Annotated in this window: 21 protein-coding genes; 13 read left to right on the top strand and 8 right to left on the bottom strand. The window is 57.0% G+C overall.

Annotated features, from left to right (window positions below):
* Positions 1–19 precede the first annotated feature (19 nt).
* The 3 genes from B30_RS01010 to B30_RS01000 all read right to left on the bottom strand — a co-directional run bounded on the left by B30_RS01010 (position 20) and on the right by B30_RS01000 (position 2,377).
* Positions 20–451, bottom strand: a complete 432-nt coding sequence (locus B30_RS01010; RefSeq protein ID WP_009570106.1) for a hypothetical protein — start codon at positions 449–451, stop codon at positions 20–22.
* 86 nt (positions 452–537) lie between these two features.
* The gene (gene rlmN, locus B30_RS01005; RefSeq protein WP_009570105.1) at positions 538–1,716 is read right to left on the bottom strand and encodes a 23S rRNA (adenine(2503)-C(2))-methyltransferase RlmN; all 1,179 of its coding nucleotides are present in this window, start codon (positions 1,714–1,716) and stop codon (positions 538–540) included.
* 121 nt (positions 1,717–1,837) lie between these two features.
* Entirely contained in the window at positions 1,838–2,377 is a 540-nt protein-coding gene (locus B30_RS01000; protein WP_009570104.1) for an invasion associated locus B family protein, read from the bottom strand.
* 179 nt (positions 2,378–2,556) lie between these two features.
* Between B30_RS01000 and B30_RS00995 the strand changes: the two genes are divergently transcribed.
* Complete coding sequence (locus B30_RS00995) at positions 2,557–3,567, top strand: asparaginase (RefSeq protein WP_009570103.1); 1,011 nt, start codon at positions 2,557–2,559, stop codon at positions 3,565–3,567.
* Here B30_RS00995 and B30_RS00990 read toward each other — a convergent pair.
* The gene (locus B30_RS00990; protein ID WP_009570102.1) at positions 3,564–4,322 is read right to left on the bottom strand and encodes a TSUP family transporter; all 759 of its coding nucleotides are present in this window, start codon (positions 4,320–4,322) and stop codon (positions 3,564–3,566) included. The genes B30_RS00995 and B30_RS00990 overlap by 4 nt on opposite strands.
* Positions 4,315–5,208 carry a phosphoserine phosphatase SerB gene (gene serB / locus B30_RS00985; protein WP_009570101.1) on the bottom strand — a complete coding sequence of 298 codons (894 nt, stop codon included), beginning with the start codon at positions 5,206–5,208 and terminating at the stop codon, positions 4,315–4,317. The genes B30_RS00990 and serB overlap by 8 nt, the downstream gene beginning before the upstream one ends.
* A gap of 255 nt (positions 5,209–5,463) precedes the next feature.
* Here serB and B30_RS00980 point away from each other — a divergent pair, with 255 nt between their 5' ends.
* From B30_RS00980 to B30_RS00965, 4 genes are all read left to right on the top strand, one after another.
* Positions 5,464–6,606: a phosphoserine transaminase gene (locus tag B30_RS00980; protein WP_009570100.1), complete on the top strand. Its 1,143-nt coding sequence runs from the start codon at positions 5,464–5,466 to the stop codon at positions 6,604–6,606.
* 74 nt (positions 6,607–6,680) lie between these two features.
* Positions 6,681–8,273, top strand: coding sequence for a phosphoglycerate dehydrogenase (gene serA, locus B30_RS00975; RefSeq protein ID WP_009570099.1), 1,593 nt, complete (start codon positions 6,681–6,683; stop codon positions 8,271–8,273).
* An 87-nt stretch (positions 8,274–8,360) separates the two neighbouring features.
* On the top strand, positions 8,361–9,104 hold the full coding sequence (locus tag B30_RS00970; RefSeq protein WP_009570098.1) for a metallophosphoesterase family protein: 744 nt from the start codon (positions 8,361–8,363) through the stop codon (positions 9,102–9,104).
* A gap of 205 nt (positions 9,105–9,309) precedes the next feature.
* Positions 9,310–11,493, top strand: a complete 2,184-nt coding sequence (locus B30_RS00965) for an ATP-binding protein (protein WP_009570097.1) — start codon at positions 9,310–9,312, stop codon at positions 11,491–11,493.
* Between the two features lie 4 nt (positions 11,494–11,497).
* Here the strand turns inward: B30_RS00965 and recQ are convergent, their stop codons facing one another.
* Together recQ and B30_RS00955 are read right to left on the bottom strand one after the other, a co-directional pair.
* A complete protein-coding gene (recQ, locus tag B30_RS00960; protein WP_009570096.1) occupies positions 11,498–13,564 on the bottom strand; it encodes a DNA helicase RecQ in 2,067 nt (688 codons plus the stop codon).
* A 106-nt stretch (positions 13,565–13,670) separates the two neighbouring features.
* Positions 13,671–13,958 (bottom strand): YggT family protein, encoded by a 288-nt coding sequence (locus B30_RS00955; protein WP_009570095.1) that lies wholly within the window; start codon positions 13,956–13,958, stop codon positions 13,671–13,673.
* A 69-nt stretch (positions 13,959–14,027) separates the two neighbouring features.
* Between B30_RS00955 and B30_RS00950 the strand changes: the two genes are divergently transcribed.
* The 5 genes from B30_RS00950 to B30_RS00930 all read left to right on the top strand — a co-directional run bounded on the left by B30_RS00950 (position 14,028) and on the right by B30_RS00930 (position 18,584).
* Positions 14,028–14,630 (top strand): acyl-CoA thioesterase, encoded by a 603-nt coding sequence (locus tag B30_RS00950; RefSeq protein WP_009570094.1) that lies wholly within the window; start codon positions 14,028–14,030, stop codon positions 14,628–14,630.
* A gap of 69 nt (positions 14,631–14,699) precedes the next feature.
* On the top strand, positions 14,700–16,088 hold the full coding sequence (locus tag B30_RS00945; RefSeq protein WP_009570093.1) for an MFS transporter: 1,389 nt from the start codon (positions 14,700–14,702) through the stop codon (positions 16,086–16,088).
* On the top strand, positions 16,085–16,993 hold the full coding sequence (mepA, locus tag B30_RS00940; protein ID WP_009570092.1) for a penicillin-insensitive murein endopeptidase: 909 nt from the start codon (positions 16,085–16,087) through the stop codon (positions 16,991–16,993). The genes B30_RS00945 and mepA overlap by 4 nt, the downstream gene beginning before the upstream one ends.
* Positions 16,966–17,847 carry an esterase-like activity of phytase family protein gene (locus B30_RS00935; RefSeq protein WP_009570091.1) on the top strand — a complete coding sequence of 294 codons (882 nt, stop codon included), beginning with the start codon at positions 16,966–16,968 and terminating at the stop codon, positions 17,845–17,847. Before mepA ends, B30_RS00935 begins: the two co-directional genes overlap by 28 nt.
* A 95-nt stretch (positions 17,848–17,942) precedes the next feature.
* Positions 17,943–18,584, top strand: a complete 642-nt coding sequence (locus B30_RS00930; RefSeq protein WP_009570090.1) for a queuosine precursor transporter — start codon at positions 17,943–17,945, stop codon at positions 18,582–18,584.
* Between the two features lie 256 nt (positions 18,585–18,840).
* Here B30_RS00930 and B30_RS00925 read toward each other — a convergent pair whose 3' ends face one another.
* Positions 18,841–19,758, bottom strand: a complete 918-nt coding sequence (locus B30_RS00925) for a LysR family transcriptional regulator (RefSeq protein ID WP_009570089.1) — start codon at positions 19,756–19,758, stop codon at positions 18,841–18,843.
* 161 nt (positions 19,759–19,919) lie between these two features.
* Here B30_RS00925 and chvE point away from each other — a divergent pair, with 161 nt between their 5' ends.
* The 3 genes from chvE to mmsB all read left to right on the top strand — a co-directional run bounded on the left by chvE (position 19,920) and on the right by mmsB (position 23,841).
* Positions 19,920–20,972, top strand: a complete 1,053-nt coding sequence (gene chvE, locus B30_RS00920) for a multiple monosaccharide ABC transporter substrate-binding protein (protein ID WP_009570088.1) — start codon at positions 19,920–19,922, stop codon at positions 20,970–20,972.
* Positions 20,973–21,099: 127 nt separating this feature from the next.
* A complete protein-coding gene (gene mmsA, locus B30_RS00915; RefSeq protein WP_009570087.1) occupies positions 21,100–22,617 on the top strand; it encodes a multiple monosaccharide ABC transporter ATP-binding protein in 1,518 nt (505 codons plus the stop codon).
* Between the two features lie 12 nt (positions 22,618–22,629).
* On the top strand, positions 22,630–23,841 hold the full coding sequence (mmsB, locus tag B30_RS00910) for a multiple monosaccharide ABC transporter permease (RefSeq protein ID WP_009570086.1): 1,212 nt from the start codon (positions 22,630–22,632) through the stop codon (positions 23,839–23,841).

Here is a 23,841-nt window from a genome sequence, read left to right as displayed (position 1 = left end):
CCTCCTCGCGGCATGCGCGTTAAAAGGGCAGGGTGGCCTGACCCAGAGAGTGTTGAGCCAAGTGCGTATGCGCGTGCCCGGTAAAGGGCGCGCCAAATCGTTTCATCAGGGCAGAATAAGGTTGGCCAATTTGAGAGGCCTTGCACAGCCGTTCGCCTTCGGTGGTTTGCAGGATCAATCCACCCCCGCGTTCGGCCAATTCATAGCCTTTGGCGCGCAGCACCTCCTGAAGATCGTCCCAGCCAGAGGCATAGGCGAAATCATGAGCCAAATAGGCCTGAAGCGCATGGGGGTGTTTGGGGCCTTTGTAGCCGAATGCCCCTTCGCCGGGGCGCACCGCAACGTCTAACACGTCGCGAATATGCGCGCCCATGGGTTGACCGGCACGTAGGGCCGCGTGGTGAACGCGGGTGCCAAGGTTGTCATCGAATCTGATCTGTATCCATTCCATGCCGGGGACTGTGCCCGGACATGGTTAAAGCCGCGTTACCGTTCAAGAGCCGAGCGCGAACACACTGTTTCCGTGCTGGAACCGGCTCACTTTCCGGCTTCGGCCTCGATTTGCTTGCGGGATTTGCGTTCGCGCTCGGTCGCGGATTTGAGCTGACCACAGGCGGCCATGATGTCCTCGCCCCGCGGGGTGCGAATGGGCGAGGCATAGCCCGCCGCCAGGAGGATTTTGGCAAAGGCGTGGATGCGGTTGTTCGACGAGCGTTTGTAGGGCGCGCCGGGCCATTCGTTGAACGGGATGAGGTTCACTTTTGAGGGGATTCCCTCGAGCAGCTTGATCAAACGATAGGCGTCTTCGTCGCTGTCATTCACGTCTTTGAGCATCACATATTCAAAGGTGATGCGTTCGGAATTGGACACTTTCGGATAGTCGCGCAGCGCATCCAACAGCGCCTCAATGTTCCAGCGTTTGTTGATCGGCACCAACATGCCGCGGGTCTCGTCCGTGGTCGCATGGAAGGACACGGCCAACAGACAACCGATCTCCTTGGCAGTGCGATGAATTTCCGGCACAACACCGGAGGTGGACAGCGTGATCCGACGCCGCCCAAGGGCAATACCGTCGCCATCCATCACGATTTTCATCGCGTCGCGCACGTTCTCAAAATTATAAAGTGGCTCGCCCATGCCCATCAAGACGATGTTGGACAGAAGCCGTACATCCGGTTTGCGCGAGCCTTTTTCCGGCCATTCGTCCAAATCATCACGCGCCATCATCACCTGACCGACGATTTCACCCGCCGTCAAATTACGCACCAATTTTTGCGTGCCGGTGTGACAGAAGGAACAGGTCAGCGTGCACCCAACCTGCGAGGAAATACACAGCGTGCCACGGCCCTCTTCAGGGATGTAGACGACCTCGACCTCATGCCCGCCATTGATGCGCACAAGATATTTGCGGGTGCCATCCTCGGAGACCTGCTTGGAGACCACCTCGGGGATGCGGGCTTCGAACTTTGCGTCGAGCTCGTCGCGGTAGGCTTTGCCCAGGTTCGTCATCTGGGTAAAATCGCGCACACCCCATTGATAAATCCATTGCCAAATCTGTCCCGCACGCATCTTTGCCTGTTTCTCAGGCGTGCCGTTTTCGATCAAAACCGTGCGCAGGTCCTCACGGGACAGGCCGACAAGATTGATCTTGTCGCTGGCGGGGTCCTTGCGGGGAATGGTCAAAACATCCTGCGTGATCGGGGCGCGGGTTTGCATGCTCGGGGTCTCTTCTGTGATGGATAAGCGCGGCTCATACAGGATTCTGCCCCGCAATGAAACCCATATGCAAAAGGCCCCGCAGTTTTCGCAGGGCCTTTCGTTTGTGGCAAAAGCGGAATTAGCCGCCGCAGCGTTTGGCGGCCTCTTCCACAGAGGCGGTAAAGCCCAATAGCGAGAACGTGTCTTTGGTGATCGTGCCACGGGCAGAGCGCGCGGTCAGGGTCGCCGCAGAGCCGCGCTTCATCGCCGCAATGATTTTTGCGTCATCTTCCGGGGTCACGGCCCAGGCCGTTTCATCCTCGGATTTGGTGAACAGGGTGAAATCCGATCCGCCGATGTCGAGGCTGACCTCTGAGCCGGGGGCAAAAGGATAGCCGCCCAGGAACGACACCTGGCCGTTGACGCCGCTGGCTGGACCGTAAGTCACGAACAACAGAATCTCACTGCGGGTGACCGATTTCAAACGGCCCGCGCTATCGGTGTTGACGGTTTCTTTCGGTTTCGACACCGCCCAACAGGTCTTTGACGGGGCGGCCTCTTCATAGACGTACCAGTCGGTGTTTGCGCCGACTTGATTGGTGCTTTCCTGCGCGATTGCATGGCTCGCAACCATAGCAAACCCCACCGCAAGAAGGCCCTGTTTCACAGAAAAACTCATGTTATCTCGCTGCCTCTAGCTATCATGGCCCATTTTCGATACGCCTCCGCTGTCTATAGCTGCGGTTTCGTGGCGTGATGAGACCTTTTTCGATGTTCCGAAGGCACAGTAACGTAAATCCGCTGATTTGGGAAAGGCCCCTTGGCGGAAATTCGCTGAAACGTGAAAGGAAAGAGCAAATGGATCAAAAACGCCCCTCCACGCATCCGATGGTTGACGTCTGGCGTGGACCGATTTGCGAAAGCCGACATGACGGGTTTGCGGTGATTTGCACCGCAAAAGGCGACGTCATTGAGGGTTGGGGCGATCTCGATACGGTGATCCTGCCACGCTCCTCGGTGAAGATGATCCAAGCGCTGCCTTTGGTCACATCCGGTGCCGCCGATGCCTTTGGTCTGAGTGTTGAACAACTCGCGCTATCCTGTGCCTCGCACCAAGGCGCGCCGATCCACACCACACGGGTTTTGAGTTGGCTTGACGATCTGGGGTTGAGCCAAGACGACCTGATCTGTGGCCCGCAACGACCATGGGATACGGACACGCTCCATGCCCAGATCAAAGCGGATGAGGGCAAGTGCAAGGTGCACAACAATTGCTCCGGCAAGCACTGCGGATTTTTGACCCTGACCCAACATTTGGGTGCGGGGCCGGACTATGTTGATCCCTCCCATCCGGTACAGGTTGCGGCACTTGAGGCGTTTGAAACCGTGACGGGCGAGACCTCGCCGGGGTACGGCATCGATGGCTGCTCTGCGCCGAACTTCGCCACCACCGTGCGTGGGCTAGGCCGCGCGATGGGATATTTTTCTGGTGCGCGCGAAGAGGGCGACACGATGGAACGCGCGGCGTTTCGATTGGCCAAGGCAATGCGCACCCATCCCGATCTGGTCGCCGGCGAGGGCCGCGCCTGTACCGAATTGATGCGCGCCGCCAGCGGCAAAGTCACGATCAAGACCGGGGCAGAGGGCGTGTTCACCGCGATTCTGCCGGAACAAGGCTTGGGCATTGCATTGAAAATCGCCGACGGGGCCACACGCGCCTCCGAATGTGCGATTGCCGCGCTTTTGGTCAAGCTAGGTGCGCTGGATGCCAATGATCCGATGGTGAAAAAGCGCCTGAACCCGGATGTGCCAAACTTTGCCGGGATCAACACCGGCGAGATCAAAACCGCCCCCGGTTTTCCGGCTTAAAACCAGTCCGCCATGAGTTTCAACGCCAAGGCGGTGGAGGCAATCACCAACACCGGCTTGATCAGCTTTGCCCCCACGCGCGTGGCCAAGGTTGATCCCACATAGGCTCCGGCAATCTGCGCCGCACCCATCGCCAAACCCAACATCCAAAAGGGTTTGGCGACCAGGATAAACCCGGTCAAACCGCCAATATTTGATGCGAAATTCAACAGCTTGGTGTGGGCCGTGGCTTTCAAAATGCCATAGCCCGCAAGGCCGACAAAACCGAGCATGAAAAACGCGCCTGTGCCGGGACCAAGCAGGCCATCGTAAAATCCGATGAACGGCACAAACGTTGTGGCAAAGACCACGGGCGTGATGCGCTGGGTCCGGTCCACATCGCTCAATCCCGGCTTGAAGGCAAAGAACAGCGCAATGGCAATCAACAAGATCGGCAGGCCCAGACGGATCACATCGGTCGGCAGTGAGCTTGCCAACAGCGCGCCAATCAACGCCCCGACAAAGGACAATATCGCCGGGCCGATTTGACGTTTTAAATTCACATGTCCCGCCCGCGCGTAAGTGATCGCGGCCATCCCCGCGCCAAACAGCCCCTGCACTTTGTTGGTGGCCAAGGCGGTGATCGGCGGCAGACCCGCGAGCATCAAAGCGGGCACGGTGATCAAGCCACCCCCGCCCGCGATACTATCGACAAACCCTGCGGCAAAGGCCGCCGCGATCAACAGAAACAGAAGGTCGGTTGAGACCTCAAACATTTCGGCATTCAACCTGGGCGAACTCGGATCTGGCATAGCCTTGGATGTAAAGCAGCGCGCTCAGATCACCGTGGTTGATGCGAATATCACATTCGGCGGCGACAGAGGGCTTGGCATGAAGCGCGACCCCGGCCCCCGCCAGCCCCAACATGCCCAGATCATTGGCACCGTCGCCCACGGCCATCACGTCATCATGGTCCAGGCCAAGGCGGGCGGTGATGTCTTTGAGCGCTTGCACCTTGGCTTCGCGGCCAAGGATCGGCATCCCCGGCGCGCCAGTGAGTTTGCCGTCTTCGATCAACAAGGTGTTGGCGCGGTTCTCATGAAACCCAAGGGTCTGTGACACATAGCCCGTAAAGGCGGTGAACCCGCCCGAGACCAGCGCGCAATAGGCCCCATCGCGTTTCATCGTCGCCAAAAGCGCACAGCCGCCGGGCATAAAGGTGATGCGTTCGTCGATCACCCGTTGGATGACGGATTCAGGCAAGCCTTTGAGCAAGCCGACCCGCTCTTTCAACGCCCCTTCAAAATCCAACTCGCCGTTCATCGCCTTGGCGGTGATGGCTTTGACGTGATCGCCGACGCCCGCAACATCGGCCAATTCATCAATGCATTCTTGTTGGATCATGGTGCTGTCCATATCCGCCAAAAGCATTTTCTTACGCCGCCCTTCGGTGGGAATGACGATCAAGTCGATGCCCTGCGTTTGCAGCCCGTCCCAGACATCCCATTGATTCGACGGCACCGCCTCAACGGAGAATTCCGCAGCCTCTCCCAGTGCGAGCCATTTGAGATCGCCACCGCCCCAAGCCGAGCGCAAAGCATCGACGGTTGTCAGATTGAGTGCCGGCACGGCGGGGTTTGTAAGCAGGATACAGGTGAACATGGGAGACCTCCGTTTGTCGCCTGTTTACGCAATGAAATGTCGCGTTGCCAGTGCTATGAGGTCGGGTTTCGGCGGTTTTCAAAGCGAGGCTCGAAGTTTCCAATCGGAAACGATCCAGCGCATATGCGACATATGTCGAATAAAAATGCGACATATTTTTGCGAATCTATATTGCTGCGCGCTCGGAAAGCCTCTAGTTCGATCAACGGGACACCTCTCCCCAACGAGAGGCATTTATCTGTAAGGATACCAGCAATGGCTACTAAGCACCCGCAATCGCGTCCTGCGAATCCGCGTTTTTCCTCTGGCCCCTGTGCCAAAATCCCCACATTTTCTCTCGATCTTCTGGCCGACGCCCCTCTGGGTCGCTCGCACCGTGCCGCCGTTGGCAAGGACAAGCTGAAGGCCGCGATTGAGACGACCCGCGACATTTTGGGCATTCCTGCTGATTACAAAATCGGTATCGTTCCGGCCTCTGACACTGGCGCCGTCGAGATGGCCATGTGGTCGCTCTTGGGTGCACGCAAAGCCACGATGGTGGCTTGGGAATCCTTTGGCGCTGGCTGGGTCACCGATGTTGTGAAACAACTCAAAATCGACGCCGACGTGAAAACCGCCGACTATGGGCACATTGTCGATTTCGCCGAGATTGATTTCGACACCGACGTTGTCTTTACATGGAACGGCACCACCTCCGGTGTGCGCGTCCCCAATGGCGACAAAATCCCGGCGGACCGTGACGGTCTGACCATCTGTGATGCGACCTCTGCGGCCTTTGCGATGGATCTGCCTTGGGACAAACTCGACGTCACCACCTTCTCTTGGCAGAAAGTGATGGGCGGCGAAGCGGCTCATGGGATGATCGTCCTGTCGCCGCGCGCTGTGGAACGTCTTGAAACCTACACCCCCGCATGGCCGATGCCGAAGATTTTCCGCATGACCAAAGGCGGCAAGCTGATCGACGGCATCTTTAAGGGTGAAACCATCAACACGCCCTCCATGCTCGCGGTCGAAGATTACCTTGTGGCGCTTGAGTGGGCACAAAAAATCGGTGGCCTGCCGAAGCTGATCGAACGCTCCACCACCAACGCAAAAGTGCTTTGGGACTTCTGTGATCGCAACGACTGGATTGCCAACCTGGCCGAGGATGAGACCACCCGGTCCAACACCTCCGTGTGTTTGAAATTCACCGACGATCGCATCAAAGACGGTGCGGCTTTTGCAAAAGCAGTGGCGAAAAAGCTTGAAGACTACAACGCCGCTTATGACATCGGCGCGTACCGCGATGCTCCGGCTGGCCTGCGTGTGTGGTGTGGTGCGACAGTTGAATCCTCTGACATCGAGGCGCTGACGCTCTGGCTCAAATGGGCCTTTGAAGAGTGCATCAACGCGCAGTAACGCGCCGGATTTTCAAACATTCAGTCGGGCGAAACACGCCCGACACCCCATCCAAATTCTCAGGAGTGCCCATCATGGCCCCCAAAGTTCTCGTCTCCGACAGCCTGTCTGAAACCGCTGTTCAAATTTTCCGTGACCGTGGCATCGAAGTGGATTTCTTGCCTGCGCTCGGCAAGGACAAAGACAAACTCGCCGAAGTGATCGGCAAATATGACGGTCTCGCGATCCGTTCCGCGACCAAAGTGACCGCCGCCCTTTTGGAACATGCCACCAACCTCAAAGTGGTCGGTCGTGCCGGCATCGGCACAGATAACGTCGACAAAGAAGCCGCCTCGAAAAAAGGCGTGATCGTGATGAACACGCCGTTCGGCAACATGATCACCACCGCAGAACACGCGATTGCGATGATGTTTGCCGTGGCGCGTCAATTGCCCGAGGCCTCCGCCTCCACTCACGCGGGCAAATGGGAAAAATCGAAATTCATGGGGGTCGAACTGACCGCGAAAACCCTTGGCGTCATCGGCGCGGGCAACATTGGTGGCATCGTGTGCAACCGTGCGCTTGGCCTGAAAATGAAAGTGGTCGCTTATGACCCCTTCCTCTCCGAAGAGCGCGCCTCTGAGATGGGTGTTGAGAAAGTTGAACTCGACGAGTTGCTCAAACGCGCGGATTTCATCACCCTGCACGTGCCGCTGACGGATTCCACCCGCAACATCCTCTCGAAAGAGAACCTTGAGAAAACCAAAAAAGGCGTGCGCATCATCAACTGTGCCCGCGGTGGTTTGGTGGACGAGATGGCTTTGGCCGAATTGCTGAAATCCGGCCATGTGGCTGGTGCGGCCTTTGACGTGTTTGCCGTCGAACCCGCCACCGAGAATCCGCTGTTCAACCTGCCGAACGTGGTCTGCACCCCGCACCTTGGCGCCTCCACCACGGAAGCCCAAGAAAATGTGGCACTGCAAGTGGCCGAACAAATGTCCAACTACCTGTTGGACGGCGCGGTTGAAAACGCATTGAACATGCCGTCGATGACCGCAGAAGAAGCCAAAGTCATGGGGCCTTGGGTCAAATTGGCCGAAAGCCTTGGCTCTTTCATCGGTCAGGTCACCGAAGAAGCCATCGAAACCATCAACATCACCTATGATGGCGTGGCCTCCGAGATGAACCTCAAGGCGTTGGAAGCCGCCGTGATCGCAGGCATCATGCAAGCGGTGAACCCGGACGTGAACATGGTGTCGGCACCGCTGATCGCCAAAGAGCGCGGCATCCAGATTTCCAAAACCACCCAAGATGCGTCGGGGACATTTGATGGTTTCATCAAGCTCGACATCCAAACGGTTGAGAAATATCGCACCATCGCGGGCACCGTATTCTCCGATGGCAAACCGCGCTTTATCCAGATCAAAGGCATCACCATTGATTCCGAGATCGGCGAGCACATGCTCTACACCACCAACAAAGACGTGCCGGGTGTGTTGGGCAAACTCGGGACATTGTTGGCCGAGCATGGCGAAAACATCGCGAACTTCACGCTGGGCCGCGCCTCCGAGGGTGGTGATGCGATTGCGATGACCTTCCTTGATACGCCGATCAAAGCGGAAACTGTAGCCGCGCTGAAAGACACCGGATTGTTCCAACGCGTGATCCCGCTGCACTTCAAAGCGTAATCAAAGCAACAGTCACGAAAAGATCACCAAGGGCCGCTGGAGTTTTCCGGCGGCCCTTCTATTTTGGCCGCAGCACAGGAGAGAGACATGCGCATCTACGCCATCGGAGACATTCACGGACAACTCGACATGCTCAAGGCTGCCCATAAGCGGATCGAAGCGGATAAGGTCCGCGTGGGCGACCCCGATGCGAAGATCATCCACCTTGGGGATTATGTCGATCGCGGCCCGGACAGTGCCGGGGTGATCCAATATCTGATGGATGGGATGGCGGCGGGTCAGCCATGGTTGGCCATTCGCGGCAATCATGACCGCATGTTCACCCGCTTTGTGCGCCACGGCATCGCTCATGATGCTCAGATCAAATCCGGCAAAAGCTGGCTACACCCGGCCCTTGGTGGGGTGGAGACACTGGCCTCTTATGGAGTTGAGGCCAAAGACGGTGACTTTGAACTCTGTCACATGCGCGCCCATAAGGGCGTCCCTGCGGCTCATTTGGACTTTATCGAAAACCTGCCGCTGACCCATCAATGGGGCAATTATCTCTTTGTGCATGCGGGCATTCGACCCGGTGTGGCACTTGAGGATCAAGACGAAGAGGATCTGATCTGGATTCGCGAAGGCTGGCTTGATTATCACGGGACGCTGCCGGCGATGGTTGTACATGGGCACACGGCCTTGGATGAGCCTACCCATTTTGGCAACCGAATCGACATTGATTCCGGCGCGGGCTACGGCCACCCGATGACAACATTGGTGATCGAAAACGGTCATGAAGAGGTGGTGACAGAGACTGGGCGCAAGCCCCTCACCCATGCCAAGCCCGGATAAGCCACGACATCGCACGGTCTTGCCATCGGCAATCTGCCAACCTCAGTGCATGACATCTCTTGTGTGATCGCGCGGATTTGCGTCTCTGTGCGGTCTTTTCATGTCAATTTTCTCGAATTGATTAAGACTCTTTTCACTCTGTTTGGACCATTCTACCGCAAAGCCCCGGTCACATAGGATCGGGCAGGGTGTGAAGAGGTCCCACATGTCACTGTCTGAAACGTTTTCTCAGGAACGCCGCGCACGCCTTGCGGCTGAGCGGCTTCTGGAACTCAAACAGGCTGAGCTTTTCGAAGCCAATCGAAAGCTGTCGCAACACGCCCGTCATCTGTCCGATGAGATCATCGTCAAACGCGAAGAGACCGAGGTGCTGCGCGGCGAGAACATCCGCACCAAAGAGGATTTGGAAAAAGCCAATGTGGCCGTCCATATCGCCGAGCGCCGCCTTTGGGATTCGCTTGAAACCATTCAGGATGGGTTTGCCGTTTTTGACCCGTCTGACATCATGATCGCCGCCAATCCCGCCTATCTTCGGGTGTTTGACGGGCTCGAAGACATCCAGCCCGGCATCAGCTATCCCGACATTCTCAAACTCGCGGTTGAAGAGGGCATCATTGATATCGGTGATCTGACCCGCGATGCCTTTATCGAACGGGCGATGGCGCGTTGGCGTGCACCGTCGCGTGAACCCCATGTTCTGCGACTTTGGAACAACCAATTCGTCAAACTCGTCGACCGCCGCTCTTCGGACGGCGACATGGTGTCCTTGGGCCTCAACATCACCTCGACGATCCGCTATGAGGAGCGGCTCAAAAAGGCGCGGTCCAAGGCCGAGGCCGCCAATCGCGCCAAATCCGCGTTTCTGGCCAATATGAGCCACGAAATCCGCACGCCGATGAACGGCATGGTTGGCATGGCCGACCTCTTGGCGGAAACCGAATTGAACGAAGAACAAATCCTCTACGTCGAAACCATCAAATCCTCGGGCGAGGCGCTTTTGGGGTTGATCAACGACGTATTGGACTATTCGAAAATCGAAGCCTCTAAACTGTCCTTACACCCGGAACCTTTTGATCTTGAACGCTGTATTCAGGACGTACTGGTGCTGTTGCAACCGAACGCGACCCAGAAAAAAGTCGATCTGATCATCGACTATGACATGTTCTTGCCGACCAATTTCATCGGTGATCCCGGCCGGATGCGTCAGGTATTGACCAATCTTGTTGGCAATGCGGTGAAATTCACCCATTCGGGTCACGTCATCGTCCGGGTGGTGGGCCTACCCGAAGAGGACGGCAAACGTCAGCGCGTCCATGTCTCTGTCGAGGACACCGGGATCGGCATTGCCCCTGATATGATCGAGCATATTTTTGGCGAATTCAATCAGGTCGAAGACGAGCGCAATCGCAAATTCGAAGGCACCGGCCTTGGGCTCGCGATCACCCGTCAGCTTGTGCAATTGATGGGCGGCGAGATTTGGGTCGATAGCGAAGAGGGCGTGGGCTCCTGCTTTGGCTTCCACATCACCATGGACGTGATTGCCCAGTCCGACGATCAGCGCCTGCCCTCGTGGATGCACAAAGCCGCTCTTTTGGATCACATCAACGCCAATTCCTTGATCTTGGAAAAACAATTGACGGTGCTGGGGTTTGAGGTCTCGCCGTTTGAAAGTGCCGATGCGCTTTTGGCGTCACCACTGGATGCGCAGGTGTTTTTGATCGACAACAATATGCCGAACACCGACATCGGCACGCTGATAAAAACTCTGCGCATACGCGGGGTCACTGCGCCGATCCTGTTGATGACCTCCGGGCCGGTTTCGGCGGGGTCTTTGGACGGGCATGATGCCACAACACTGCAAAAACCACTGTTGCGGGCAAACCTGTGGCGCACTTTATCGTCTCTCATCCCAGAGGAATCGAGCCCCCCCACATCCGAAGCCGGTCGTCGCATGCGGGTTTTGGCGGCGGAGGACAACAAGACCAATCAATTGGTCTTCGGAAAAATGCTCAAATCCCTCGACATCGAATTACGCTTTGCCAACAACGGGCGCGAGGCGGTGGAACAGTATCAGGGCTTTCAGCCAGACTTGATCTTTATGGACATTTCTATGCCAGAGGTGGATGGCAAAGAGGCCACCCGCCAAATCCGCGCGTTTGAAATTGACACCGGGGCGCATGTCCCAATCGTGGCCCTGACAGCGCATGCGATGGCGGGCGATGAGCAAGACATTCTTGCAGCGGGTTTGGATTATTATATGACAAAGCCTCTGCGTAAGGCGTCTATTATAGATCGTATTCTGACGGAACTTCCCAAGGGTTGCTGTTCGATTCTTCCGGAAGAGACAGCCGCCGTTCCCTCCGGCGGCACCGTCATGGCTGGCGAATAATCCCCTAAGCCGCCGCGATCGCATCCAACATAGCCGGACCAAAGCGTTCAGCGGGCTTTTCGCCAATGATGCGAGCCATCGCGGTAAGATCACGCGGACGCAATTGGACGATTTTGGCAATCTGTCCGGGTGAAAGCGTCAGTGGTTTGAGCGTACCGCAGTCACCGCGCGCGAGCTGACGTTGAATCTCTTGCAGGTGATCAAACAAATCCCCGCCGCCAGAACTCGCAAGTTTGCGCCGAGACGGATGCACATCGGGGCTTGGCGCGCCCAAAATGACCGAAAGAAACGCATCGCCGTACCGCTCAAGCTTTTTCGCGCCAACGCCGCCAATCCGCCCCATGTCATCCAGACTCTGCGGTCGGGTTTCGGCCATTTCGATCAGGGTGCGATCGGCAAAGACGACATAGGCAGGCACACGTTGCTCTTCGGCCAGGGCGCGGCGTTTGGCCTTGAGCGCGGACAAAAGTGGTGCGTCTTCGTCCGACACCAGTGCCTTGGCCACCGGACCTTTGTGGGCTTTTGCCAATGTATCGCGGCGCAGAGTGATACTGGCCTCGCCTTTGAGGATCGGCATCGCGGGTTCGGTCATGAACAGCGCGCCGAACCGATCCGGGTTGGGCCGCACAAGATCGGCCCCCATCATTTGCCGAAACACCGCATTCCATTGCCGTTTGTCATATTCTTTACCCACGCCAAACACCGACAATTGGTCATGGTTCCATTGCCTGACCTTATCCGTCATCGTGCCCGTCAGCACGTCAATCAAATGCCCTGCGCCAAAGCCTTCGTCACACCGCAACACGGCCGACAGCGCCTTGCGCACCGCAACCGTGCCATCAAACAACGCCGGCGGACTGTCGCACAGGTCGCAATTTCCGCAGGGCGCGGAGGTCTCGCCAAAATAGGACAACAAGGTTTGACGCCGACAAGTCTGCGCCTCTGCCAGCCCCAAAAGCGCGTTCAAGCGAGCATGATCGGCGGCGCGACGTTCGGAAGGGGCCGGGCTTTCGTCAATCTGGGTGCGGCGAAACCGGATGTCGTCGGGGCCAAAGAGCGTCAGGGTTTCAGCCGGTGCACCATCGCGGCCCGAACGCCCGATTTCCTGATAATAGCTTTCGACCGACTTCGGCAGATCGGCATGGGCAACCCAGCGGATATCCGGTTTGTCGATGCCCATGCCAAAAGCGACGGTGGCGACGACGATCAACTCGTCCTCTTGTTGAAACTGACGTTCGACATCGCGGCGGCGCTCCGGCTCCATGCCGCCATGATAAGCCTGCGCGAGATGACCGGCATCGCTGAGCGCCTTGGCAAGGCTTTCAGTTTTGGCGCGGGTGCCGCAATAGACGATGCCGGATTGGCCCTTGCGCGCAGAGGCAAAGCCAAGGATTTGGCGGCGAGGTTGATCCTTGACCGCGAAGGCGAGGTGAATGTTTGGTCGATCGAAGCCACGCAAAAAGGTCTCGGGCGTTTGACCATCGAACAGCCGGGTGATGATTTCGCCCCGGGTTTCTTCGTCTGCAGTCGCAGTAAATGCGGCCAGTGGCACATCAAGCGCGCGGCGCAGATCACCGATGCGCAAATAATCGGGGCGGAAATCATGGCCCCATTGCGACACACAATGCGCCTCGTCCACCGCAATCAGCGACACATTGGCCCGGCGCAGCAGGGGCAAAGTGCCACCAGAGGCCAAACGTTCCGGGGCCATGTACAGGAGTTTGAGACGGTTCTCGGATAGGGCGGCAAAGACCTCATCGGTCTCCTCATCGGTGTTGCCAGAGGTGAGCGCTCCCGCCTCAACCCCCACCGCCTTGAGAGCCTGAACCTGGTCGCGCATCAAGGCGATCAGGGGCGAAATGACCACGGTCAGCCCGTTACGCACCATCGCGGGAAGTTGGAAACACAGCGATTTGCCGCCACCCGTCGGCATGATCGCCAAGACATTGCGCCCCGCGATGACGGCATCAACGATCTCTTCCTGACCGGGACGAAACGCATCAAATCCAAACACGGAAGAGAGAAGCGCGTGCGCTCCTGTGTGCGTCGGGTCCGCCTGTAAGGTGTCCATGTGATCCTGCTCTTTGTTGCGGGCAGAATCGCACGGGCGGGCGTGAGGCTCAAGGGCTTAAGGCGTTTCGTGTTTAAGTCGTGTCTAAATCTAGACACGAAATGCTTTAGTAAAACATGCCCGCGTTGTTGTAGATGATCCGCTCCAGCGCATAAATGGCAATGAAGGCCACAAGCGGGGCGAGATCCAGGCCGCTCATCGGCGGCAGGATTTTACGGATCGGGCGATAGATTGGCTCAAGCAGGCGTGAGAGGCCTTCCCAGATTTGATAGACCAAAGGCTGGCGCACGTTGAGCACCTGAAAGTTGATCAACCAACTCATGATGATCTGAACGATCATGACGAATTTCACGATACCGAGGATCATGAGAAGGATTTGGAAAAGAGACATCATGTGCAGGGGTCCAATCAGTAAGGTCGCTCACTCACCTAAGGTCTCCGTCCCGATCGTGCAAGATGGACGATGCCGCATCCTGTGCCGCAACGTCCCGGCTTGACCGAATTTGCCGCGGCTGCGAAAGGTTTGGGCATGTATCCATTTGTCCGCATGATCCACCAAGCCCGCAAAGTGCGCAACACGCCAAAACTTGGCCTGTTCGACGCACATCTGTCGCATCACTATTGCCTGCCTTGGGACATCGACCTTTGGCTTGAATTGAATAACGGAAGAACCTTAACACTCTTTGACCTTGGCCGGATTCCGATGTCGATCCGCAATGGCACCGCACAGGCCGCCAAAGCCGGTGGGTTTGGCATGGCTGTGGCGGGGGCGTCCGTGCGCTATCGCAAGCGGGTGACGACGTTTCAAAAGGTTGACATGTGGACCAAGCCTTTGGGGTTTGACGACAGGTTTCTCTATATTGAACAGTCGATGTGGGACCAAAAAGGCGACTGTTGTAATCATATTCTGATCCGAGGTGCTGTGATCAAGAACCGCAAAATGGTACCGCCGCGCGACCTTTTGACAATGATCGAGCCTGAGGTCGAAAGCCCAGCCCTACCCGAGTGGGTTCAAAATTGGATTGAGGCGGACAATACACGACCTTGGCCGCCTGTGCGCGATTGATGCCTTAGGCGTTGCGCACGCCCGCATTTGCCTGTTCTATCGCGTCAACTGAGGTGAGAAGGCAGGACCATGGGCGCACCAAGTCACAAAAAACGTATCTGGGGCTGGATGATGTATGACTGGGCGACGCAGCCCTTTCACACGCTCATCATCAGCTTTATTTTCGGGCCTTATTTTGCCGAACAGGTGATCGCCTATTTGACCGCAGGCGGAATGGAAACGCTGGAGGCCAAGGCACGGGCGCAATCCATCTGGGGCTATGGTTTGACCGTCACCGGATTGTTGATTGCGGTCAGCGCGCCTTTGCTCGGCTCTATCGCGGATGAAAGCGGCAGTCGGATGCCGTGGATCAAACTGTTTTCAGCGCTTTATGTGATCGGTGCGGCGGGGCTTTGGCTTGCGGCACCGGGCGATTTCCCCACGGTACTCGTGCTGATTTTCTTTGGGTTGGGCCTGATTGGGGTCGAATTCACCACGATTTTCACCAATGCACTGTTGCCCGCTTTGGGCACGCGCGCCGAGATTGGCAAAATCTCGGGCGACGGTTGGGCTTGGGGCTATGTCGGCGGGATCATTTCACTGGTGATCATGCTGTTGCTCTTTGCCGAAAATGCCACGGGCGTGACGCTTTTGGGCATCCCGCCCCTGTTCGGATTTGATCCAGAGATGCGCGAAGGCACGCGGTTTGTCGGCCCTTTCGTGGCGCTTTGGTTTGGGATCTCGATGATCCCATTTTTCCTTTGGGTCAAAGAGCCAAAGATCAAAGGCTTGTCGCTCACCGACGCCGTGTCAAAGGGCATTCGTGATCTGGGTCGCACGCTCGCGTCCTTGCCCTCGCGCAAATCGCTGTTCTCCTATCTGATCTCGTCGATGTTCTACCGCGACGCGTTGAACGGCGTGTTCACCTTTGGCGGAATTTACGCCCTTGGTGCGCTCAATTGGAGCGTGGTCGACATTGGCGTGTTCGGTATTTTGGCGGCGCTCACTGGGGCGATTTTCACCTATTTTGGTGGCTTTGCCGATCAGAAATTTGGCCCGAAACCTGTGATCGTTTTCTGCATCCTTGTGCTGGTCTCGACCTGTTTGGTGATTTTGACCATCACCCGAGACAGCGTATTGTTCATGGCCGTTGATGCCACAAGCAAACTGCCGGATGTGGCGTTTTATATCTGCGGCGCGGTCTTGGGTGCCGTCGCGGGCGTGATCCAATCGGCGAGCCGCACGATGATGGTGCGTCAGGCCGACCCGGATCGGATGACAGAAGCGTTCGGACTTTACGCATTGTCAGGAAAAGCGACGTCTTTTCTGGCACCTGGCTTGATCGCAGTGATGTCTGATGTCACCGGATCGCAGCGCCTCGGCATTATGCCGCTGATCGGACTTTTCCTTCTCGGGCTTGTGCTGTTAGCTTGGGTCCATCCTGAGGGGATGTCAAAAGGAACAAAGGTGTCAGAATGATGCGTAATTGGGTTGGCTTGTTGGCCTGTGTGATGCTTGTCGCCTGTGTGGGCGGCGGAAAAGACCGCGCGCCCGCGCACAAGGTCACGGTGTCCTCGTCGGATCACAGGCCCGCCAAAGAGGTCTTTGGTCCAATAGCGGCCCCCTCAAGACAAGAGCCCGCCTCCTTTGGCAGCTACGCCAAGGGCTGTATCGGCGGGGCAGCGCAATTGCCCGAAACCGGGCCGACATGGCAGGCGATGCGCCTGTCGCGCAACCGCAATTACGGCCATCCTGTTTTGATTGATTTCCTCGAAGATCTGTCGCGCAAAGCCGCCGTGCAACCGGGATGGGCCGGCATTTACGTCGGTGACATGAGCCAGCCGCGTGGCGGGCCGATGTCTTCGGGCCATGCCAGCCACCAGATCGGGCTGGACGCTGACATCTGGATGTTGCCTCCGAAACGGTTGGATTTGACCGTGGCGGAACGCGAAAATATTTCGTCGATTTCGATGCGCCGTGCCGCTGGTGCCTATGTCAACGACAGTTGGACGCCACAGCATCACCAGGTTTTGAAAGCGGCGGCAAGTGATCCTCGCGTGGCGCGGATTTTTGTCTTCCCCGGCGCAAAAGTTCAGATGTGTAAGGATGAAACGGGCGACCGGGCGTGGCTGCGTAAAATTCGGCCGTGGTTTGGCCACCATTATCATTTCCACGTGCGGCTGAACTGTCCGAACGGCGACAAATCCTGTGAGGATCAAGCACCGCCACCGCCGGGCGATGGCTGTGCCGATGCACAGGACTGGGTGAACAACATCCTCAATCCGCCGCCACCAAACCCCAATGCCAAGCCTGCGAAACCGAAACCGCCAATCACCCTCGCGACACTGCCCGCACAATGCTCCGCCGTAGCCTCCTCGCGCTGATCGCGAGCCTTGTCCCGCTCACAGGACAGGCCGAAAGCGCGCGCTACTTGGGCAGCTTTGTGTGGACATCCGCGGATGAGCGTTTTGGTGGGTTTTCAGGGTTGGATATCTCTGAAGATGGGCGTCACTTTTACGCGCTCTCAGATCGCGCAAACCTGTTTTCCGGGACATTGACCCGAACTGAGAATGGCGCCGTGTCCGCAGCTCAGATTGATACGATTCAACGCCTTAAATCAAACGATGGTATCGCTTTGGGGGTGATCAAGGGCGATTCTGAAGGGTTTGCCTTGGCGCCAAACGGCACCGCCTATGCCTCCTTTGAAGGCAAACATCGAGTCGCAAAACTGTCACTGGCAAATGGTCAGACGGTGGATCTCAAGGGCCACCCCGATTTCGCCAAGATGCAGGCCAATTCGTCGCTTGAGGCCATTGCCGTAGATGCCTCAGGCGCAATTTTTACGCTACCGGAACGCTCCGGGGCGATGGAGCGACCCTTTCCGCTCTATCGTTATCGCGCCGGGACAGGCTGGGACCAGCCATGGTCGATCCCACGGCAAAGTGGCACGGATTTCTTGCCTGTCGGGATGGATTTTGGCCCGGATGGGAAGCTCTATCTTTTGGAACGTTGGTTCACCGGGATCGGGTTTTCAAGCCGTGTGCGGCGGTTCGACATGACGCCGAATGGCCCCGCCAATGAGGTCGAGTTGTTGCGCACGATGACGGGCACCCATGACAATCTTGAGGGCATTTCGGTTTGGTCCGATGCGGAGGGGATTCACCTCACGATGATCTCCGACGACAATTTTAGGTTCTTCCAGCGCACCGAATTGGTCGATTACCTGATCCCGAAATAGCGCTTGAATTACATCTATGCTGGGGTTAAACGCGCCCATCGCCTCGCAATCGCGGGGCCGAGTTGCCGTCACCTTCGATAAAAAACGGATCTAACATGAAACGCATCCTTCCTGGCATTCTGGCCATGGCCGCCATTGTTGTGGCCTCCAATATCCTCGTTCAATTCCTCATCGCTGATGGGCTTCTGACCTGGGGCGCCTTCACTTACCCGTTCGCCTTTCTCGTCACCGACGTGATCAATCGCGTCTATGGCGTGCAATCTGCGCGCAAGGTGATTTTTGCGGGCTTCGCCACCGGCATCCTGTGTTCGCTCATCGGGACGCAAATCATGTTGCAAGGCGACGGCTATACCTATGCCGCTGTCGCGCTGCGTGTGGCTGTGGGCTCCGCCACCGCTTTTCTTGTCGCTCAGCTTGTCGATGTCTTTATTTTCAATAAGTTGCGGGATGGAGTCTGGTGGAAAGCACCGTTTGCCTCGTCCTTCATCGGATCGGCTTTGGACACCACGATCTTTTTCACCCTCGCCTTTTCGCAGTCCATTGTTTTTTTTGGTGAAACCGCGGACATGGAAATTTCCTGGGCGTGGGACTCTGTGCCGTTCTTGTTGGTCGGACCTGCCGTTCCGCTCTGGGTGTCGCTCGCAGTGGCCGATTGGGGTGTAAAACTTGCACTCGCCTTAATCGCTCTTGTGCCTTTCCGCCTCATTGTTAGGCGGATGACGGCACCTTTAGTATAATTTTACTTGCCATATACCAAATCTGTGCCACCATCCAACTATCGGCAATTCATCGAAAGGAGGTGGTCCAGTGTCTAGAGTGATAGTGGAGAATGAGGTCAAGACAGTCGGGGGGGCCGCGACCTAGAGGCAGTCCTTTGGGTTAAACACCCCTGATTGGGCCTTTCCTAACTGGCCCATCTCCGAAGATCTCGAAGGGCTGTCTGATCTGGGCAGCCCTTTTCCTTTGGCCGCTTTTCCACCAAAGTCCGCGCATTCAGATGCGTAACAACACCTCGTCGTAGAAATCCTTGGCGGCCTGCGGCAGCTCCTTGAAGCGGTTGCGGATGATGTAATAGGGCGAAACGGTGATCTTTTCCGCAAGGTCAATGGTGGTCAGATGCCCGCCCAATATGGGACCGCTGAGCAAGCTCGCGACCTCTTTGGACTGCGGTGCAATCACGTCCAAACTGTCCAGCATGGCCAACACGATCAACAAAGACGAACTGTTGATAATGCGTGGTGGCGTGGGTTCGCCCGCACTGTGAAACGCTTCTTCTACCGCAAGACGGATGGGAGAACCGCGTTCCTGAATGACCCAATCATAGTCGTACAAATCCTCAAGTCGCACATTGGCGCGGCCCGCCAAAGGGTGGCTGTCGCGGATGATCAGTCGGACAATTTCCTCCTGTGCCGGATGCACCAGAAAATCCCGGCTGTCTTGCGTCGCAGGGATTCGGGCAAAGATGAAATCGAATCGACCCTCATCCAAGCCGCGCACCAGATCGACGGAGGGGCCGACCTCGATGGTCACGTCGATATGCGGTGATCGCGCGCGCACTGCCTCCAGTGCAGGCATCAGGGTCGAGACCGCAGGCCCGGTGACCGAGCCGATCCGAACCTCCCCCGCCTGTCCGTTTTTGAGTCGCTGGACATCTTTGTCCAAGCCATCAAGTTCCGAGAGGATCACGCGGGCGTGGCGGACAAAGGCCATGCCAAGCGGCGTGACCTCCATGCCTTTTGGTCCCCGCTTAAACAGCGGCGCACCCACGTTTTTTTCCATATCTGCCAAGATACGGGAGGCGGCGGGTTGCGACATCGCCATAGAAGACGCGGCCTTTTGCAACTGCCCCACTTCGGCGATTTTGAGGATCAATCCAAGGTGGGTTGCTTTGGTTTGTCGCAGGTGGGCCATGGGAATACGCCTTACATAACTTAAATGATATGCAAAACACGCATAATAGAATTTTACAGTTATGTGAACCCTGCCTAGGGTCCGTCCCAGGGGATCAACCCTGAAAAGGGACGTGGGAGACGGCCGGGGAGGCCGTGTGGAGCGTCCGATTGGGAGGAACTATGAAACTCAAAACCATTCTTGCCGCAGCCACTGCGGCAATCGCATTGTCGGCGGCAGCCTATGCAGACGGGCTTGTGGGCATCGCCATGCCGACCAAATCCTCGGCGCGTTGGATCGCGGACGGGGACAATATGGTCAAGGAACTTGAAGCGGCAGGCTACACCGCCGACCTTCAATACGCCGAAGACGACATTCCGAACCAACTGGCGCAGATCGAAAACATGATCACCAAAGGTGTGGACGTGTTGGTGATTGCGGCAATTGACGGCACCACCTTGTCGAACGCCTTGGAAAATGCGGCGGCGGCTGGCGTGAAAGTCATCGCCTATGACCGTTTGATCCGCGACTCGGGCGATCTTGATTACTATGCCACCTTCGACAACTTCAAGGTCGGCGTGCAACAAGCAACCTCCATCGTTGAGGGCCTGAAGGCGCGGTTTGGCGACGGGCCGTATAATGTCGAGCTCTTCGGCGGCTCGCCGGACGACAACAACGCCTATTTCTTTTACAATGGCGCGATGTCGATCCTACAGCCTTTGATTGACGATGGCACGGTCGTCGTACAGTCCGGCCAAATGGGCATGGACAAAGTCGGCACCCTGCGCTGGGACGGCGCTGTCGCGCAGGCCCGGATGGATAACATCCTGTCCGCCAATTACACCGACAAAGAGGTCCACGGCGTGTTGTCGCCCTATGACGGCCTTTCCATCGGCATTCTGTCCTCGCTCAAAGGCGTGGGGTACGGCTCCGGCGATTTGAAAATGCCGATCGTGTCTGGTCAGGACGCAGAAGTTCCGTCGGTCAAATCCATCTTGGCAGGCGAGCAATATTCGACCGTGTTCAAAGACACACGCGAGCTTGCAAAAGTGACCGTGGGCATGGTGAACGCGGTGCTGGGCGGCTCAGAGCCGGAAATCAACGACACCACCACCTACGACAACGGCGTCAAAGTCATCCCCTCCTACCTGTTGGAACCCGTCGCAGTTGACGCCAGCAATTGGGAAGAGGTGCTGATCGGCTCCGGGTATTACAGCATGGATCAGATCAAGTAACCTCCACTTGATTTGAGATCGGCGTCGTCCGGGTCCTTTCCGGGGTCGGGCGACGCGTTTCCTTTGTCCCACCGGGGTGGGCGCGGACAAAGGTGGGACGGAGCGCTCGGCGCTCAAAGGGGACATCATGACCACACTTCTCGAAATGCGAGACATCACCAAAGAGTTCCCCGGCGTGAAAGCGCTTGATCAGGTGAACCTTGCGGTAAAAGGCGGCGAAATTCATGCCATTTGCGGCGAAAACGGCGCCGGTAAATCAACCTTGATGAAGGTTCTGTCCGGCGTCTATCCGGCAGGCAGCTATGACGGAGAGATTCATTTTGAGGGCGCCTTGGCGCAGTTTCAGGGCATCCGCGACAGCGAAGATCGCGGCATCATCATCATTCACCAAGAACTGGCTTTGGTGCCGCAACTGTCAATTGCCGAGAACATTTTCCTCGGCAATGAGACGGCCAAAGCCGGTGTGATCAATTGGCATGAGGCCAACCAGCGAACCAGCGCGCTTTTGAAAAAAGTCGGCCTTAAAGAAAGCCCGACCACGCTGATCGACAGCCTTGGTGTCGGCAAACAGCAACTTGTCGAGATCGCCAAGGCGCTCTCCAAGGATGTGAAACTTTTGATCCTCGACGAGCCGACAGCGGCGCTGCAAGAGGGCGACTCGCGCAAACTTTTGGACCTGATGTTGGAGCTTAAGGCACAGGGCGTCACCTGCATCATCATATCGCATAAGCTGGGCGAGGTGCGTTATGTCGCCGACACGGTGACCGTGATCCGCGATGGTCGATCGGTGTCGACACTGGACGCCAAGGCGGGCCTGTCCGAAGATCAGATCGTGCGCGACATGGTGGGGCGCGACATGTCCGACCGCTATCCGGCACGCACCCGCCGGGCGGGCGAAATGTTGATGGAGGTTGAGGACTGGAACGTCTGGCACCCCGAACATTCTGAGCGTCAGGTGATCAAAGACATCGCGTTCAATGTCCGCGCCGGCGAAGTCGTCGGCATCGCCGGGCTGATGGGGTCTGGGCGGACCGAATTGGCGATGTCGATTTTTGGCCGTTCCTATGGGCGCGGCATCACCGGCACAGTCAAATTGCACAGCAAAGAGGCCGATGTGTCCCGTGTTGATCGGGCGATCAAGGCGGGTTTGGCCTATGTCACCGAGGACCGCAAAAGCCTTGGGTTGATCCTGGACGAAACCATTCGATTCAACACCACATTGGCCCATCTTGAAGGTGTGTCCAAAGGTGGAGTTTTGAACGCCAACGCAGAAACCAAAGTGGCCGAAGACTACCGCGAGGCGCTGCGCACCCGCACGCCCTCGGTGTTTCAAAAGGTGGGCAACCTGTCAGGCGGCAATCAGCAAAAGGTGGTTTTGGCCAAATGGCTGAACACCTCGCCCGAGGTTTTGATCCTCGATGAACCGACCCGCGGCATCGACGTGGGCGCGAAATATGAAATCTACGCGATCATCAATGAGCTCTCGGCACAGGGCAAAGGGGTCGTGATGATCTCGTCCGAGATGCCCGAACTCTTGGGCATGAGTGATCGCATTTACGTCATGAACGAAGGCGCTTTTGTCGGCGAACTTTCCGCCGATGAGGCCAACCAGGAGCGCATCATGTCGCTCATCGTCAACGAATAAGGGACCGTGGAAATGGACACTCAAACCAAAGGGATTAAGGCACATTTGGCCGCCCATATGCGCGATTTCGGTCTGTTGTTTGCACTGATTGCCATCATGGTGTTTTTTCAAATCGTCACCGGCGGCACGTTGATGCGCCCGGTGAACATCACCAACCTGTTCCTGCAAAACAGCTATGTGATCATCATGGCGCTGGGGATGCTCATCGTCATTGTCGCAGGTCATATCGACCTGTCCGTCGGCTCAGTGATGGGATTTGTCGGCGCTTTGGCCGCCGTGTTGATCGTTCACTACAATATGCCTGTGGCGGTCACTGTGCCGATCTGTTTGATCGCGGGGGCTGCAATTGGCGGTGCGCAGGGCTATTTCGTGGCCTATTGGCGCATCCCGTCCTTCATCGTGACCCTGGCGGGCATGTTGGTGTTTCGTGGGTTGTCGCTATGGTTGTTGGAAGGCCAATCGGTTGGTCCCTTCCCCAAGAGCTTTCAAATCATCTCAACCGGCTTCGTGCCGGAGCTTTTTCCGGCAAGCTGGGGCGAAGGTCTGGCGATGCTTTTTGACGCGCGCAAATTCAATGTGCTCTCCTTCGCGCTCGGCCTTGCCGCCGCAGCCGCTGTCATCCGCATGGGTTTGCAGGCGCGCAAACGCGATATGGACTATGGCATTGAGAGCGAACCTGCAGGGCTGTTCTGGACCCGCACATTGATCGTCAGCGCGGCAATCGTGTTCTTGATGTTCAAACTCTCGACCTTCCGCGGCCTGCCCAATGTGGTGGTGACCATGGGCGTATTGATCATGATCTACGCTTTCGTCACCGAACGCACCGTTATTGGTCGCCGCATCTATGCGTTGGGCGGCAATGAAAAAGCCGCGAAACTATCGGGCATCAAAACCGAACGCCTGACCTTTTTGGCCTTTGTGAACATGGGGGTTTTGGCCGCTTTGGCCGGGTTGGTCTTTGCCGCGCGGTTGAACACGGCGACGCCCAAGGCGGGGTTTTCACTCGAACTCGATGTGATCGCGGCAGTGTTCATTGGCGGCGCGTCGATGTCGGGTGGTTCGGGCAAAATCATCGGGGCCGTGGTCGGCGCCTTTATCATGGGCGTGATGAACAACGGCATGTCGATCATGGGCATCGGCATTGATTACCAACAGGTGATCAAAGGCTTGGTGCTGCTCGCGGCCGTGTTCTTCGACGTTTACAACAAAAACAAACAAGGCTGA

The sequence above is a fragment of the Celeribacter baekdonensis B30 genome (assembly GCF_000299875.1).
In the GTDB taxonomy this organism is placed as follows: domain Bacteria; phylum Pseudomonadota; class Alphaproteobacteria; order Rhodobacterales; family Rhodobacteraceae; genus Celeribacter; species Celeribacter baekdonensis_A.
The sequence above is the reverse complement of the archived record's forward strand: the minus strand, read 5'-3'. Positions and strand labels throughout refer to the sequence as shown.

Excerpts from the sequence above, each read along its gene's own strand:
- B30_RS01010 (WP_009570106.1), bottom strand. The coding sequence starts at position 451 with ATGGAATGGATACAGATCAGATTCGATGACAACCTTGGCACCCGCGTT.
- rlmN (WP_009570105.1), bottom strand. The coding sequence starts at position 1,716 with ATGCAAACCCGCGCCCCGATCACGCAGGATGTTTTGACCATTCCCCGC.
- B30_RS01000 (WP_009570104.1), bottom strand. The coding sequence starts at position 2,377 with ATGAGTTTTTCTGTGAAACAGGGCCTTCTTGCGGTGGGGTTTGCTATG.
- B30_RS00995 (WP_009570103.1), top strand. The coding sequence starts at position 2,557 with ATGGATCAAAAACGCCCCTCCACGCATCCGATGGTTGACGTCTGGCGT.
- B30_RS00990 (WP_009570102.1), bottom strand. The coding sequence starts at position 4,322 with ATGTTTGAGGTCTCAACCGACCTTCTGTTTCTGTTGATCGCGGCGGCC.
- serB (WP_009570101.1), bottom strand. The coding sequence starts at position 5,208 with ATGTTCACCTGTATCCTGCTTACAAACCCCGCCGTGCCGGCACTCAAT.
- B30_RS00980 (WP_009570100.1), top strand. The coding sequence starts at position 5,464 with ATGGCTACTAAGCACCCGCAATCGCGTCCTGCGAATCCGCGTTTTTCC.
- serA (WP_009570099.1), top strand. The coding sequence starts at position 6,681 with ATGGCCCCCAAAGTTCTCGTCTCCGACAGCCTGTCTGAAACCGCTGTT.
- B30_RS00970 (WP_009570098.1), top strand. The coding sequence starts at position 8,361 with ATGCGCATCTACGCCATCGGAGACATTCACGGACAACTCGACATGCTC.
- B30_RS00965 (WP_009570097.1), top strand. The coding sequence starts at position 9,310 with ATGTCACTGTCTGAAACGTTTTCTCAGGAACGCCGCGCACGCCTTGCG.
- recQ (WP_009570096.1), bottom strand. The coding sequence starts at position 13,564 with ATGGACACCTTACAGGCGGACCCGACGCACACAGGAGCGCACGCGCTT.
- B30_RS00955 (WP_009570095.1), bottom strand. The coding sequence starts at position 13,958 with ATGATGTCTCTTTTCCAAATCCTTCTCATGATCCTCGGTATCGTGAAA.
- B30_RS00950 (WP_009570094.1), top strand. The coding sequence starts at position 14,028 with ATGCCGCATCCTGTGCCGCAACGTCCCGGCTTGACCGAATTTGCCGCG.
- B30_RS00945 (WP_009570093.1), top strand. The coding sequence starts at position 14,700 with ATGGGCGCACCAAGTCACAAAAAACGTATCTGGGGCTGGATGATGTAT.
- mepA (WP_009570092.1), top strand. The coding sequence starts at position 16,085 with ATGATGCGTAATTGGGTTGGCTTGTTGGCCTGTGTGATGCTTGTCGCC.
- B30_RS00935 (WP_009570091.1), top strand. The coding sequence starts at position 16,966 with ATGCTCCGCCGTAGCCTCCTCGCGCTGATCGCGAGCCTTGTCCCGCTC.
- B30_RS00930 (WP_009570090.1), top strand. The coding sequence starts at position 17,943 with ATGAAACGCATCCTTCCTGGCATTCTGGCCATGGCCGCCATTGTTGTG.
- B30_RS00925 (WP_009570089.1), bottom strand. The coding sequence starts at position 19,758 with ATGGCCCACCTGCGACAAACCAAAGCAACCCACCTTGGATTGATCCTC.
- chvE (WP_009570088.1), top strand. The coding sequence starts at position 19,920 with ATGAAACTCAAAACCATTCTTGCCGCAGCCACTGCGGCAATCGCATTG.
- mmsA (WP_009570087.1), top strand. The coding sequence starts at position 21,100 with ATGACCACACTTCTCGAAATGCGAGACATCACCAAAGAGTTCCCCGGC.
- mmsB (WP_009570086.1), top strand. The coding sequence starts at position 22,630 with ATGGACACTCAAACCAAAGGGATTAAGGCACATTTGGCCGCCCATATG.